Source organism: Klebsiella sp. Q11, assembly GCF_964241505.1.
Lineage (GTDB): Bacteria > Pseudomonadota > Gammaproteobacteria > Enterobacterales > Enterobacteriaceae > Klebsiella > Klebsiella michiganensis.
Genome location: NZ_CAXSXW010000042.1, coordinates 1 through 951, shown reverse-complemented (window position 1 = coordinate 951; position 951 = coordinate 1). Strand labels below are relative to the sequence as shown.

Annotated in this window: 1 rRNA gene; it reads left to right on the top strand. The window is 53.4% G+C overall.

The features are described 5' to 3' along the window. Positions 1-951: ribosomal RNA gene (locus ACESQ2_RS28395) — 23S ribosomal RNA — on the top strand; the annotation flags it as partial.

Below are 951 nucleotides of genomic sequence, written 5' to 3'. Positions count from 1 at the left end.
GGGTGACTGCGTACCTTTTGTATAATGGGTCAGCGACTTATATTCTGTAGCAAGGTTAACCGTATAGGGGAGCCGCAGGGAAACCGAGTCTTAACTGGGCGTTAAGTTGCAGGGTATAGACCCGAAACCCGGTGATCTAGCCATGGGCAGGTTGAAGGTTGGGTAACACTAACTGGAGGACCGAACCGACTAATGTTGAAAAATTAGCGGATGACTTGTGGCTGGGGGTGAAAGGCCAATCAAACCGGGAGATAGCTGGTTCTCCCCGAAAGCTATTTAGGTAGCGCCTCGTGAACTCATCTTCGGGGGTAGAGCACTGTTTCGGCTAGGGGGTCATCCCGACTTACCAACCCGATGCAAACTACGAATACCGAAGAATGTTATCACGGGAGACACACGGCGGGTGCTAACGTCCGTCGTGAAGAGGGAAACAACCCAGACCGCCAGCTAAGGTCCCAAAGTCATGGTTAAGTGGGAAACGATGTGGGAAGGCCCAGACAGCCAGGATGTTGGCTTAGAAGCAGCCATCATTTAAAGAAAGCGTAATAGCTCACTGGTCGAGTCGGCCTGCGCGGAAGATGTAACGGGGCTAAACCATGCACCGAAGCTGCGGCAGCGACACTATGTGTTGTTGGGTAGGGGAGCGTTCTGTAAGCCGTTGAAGGTGGCCTGTGAGGGTTGCTGGAGGTATCAGAAGTGCGAATGCTGACATAAGTAACGATAATGCGGGTGAAAAACCCGCACGCCGGAAGACCAAGGGTTCCTGTCCAACGTTAATCGGGGCAGGGTGAGTCGACCCCTAAGGCGAGGCCGAAAGGCGTAGTCGATGGGAAACAGGTTAATATTCCTGTACTCGGTGTTACTGCGAAGGGGGGACGGAGAAGGCTATGTTGGCCGGGCGACGGTTGTCCCGGTTTAAGCATGTAGGCGGATGTTCCAGGTAAATCCGGA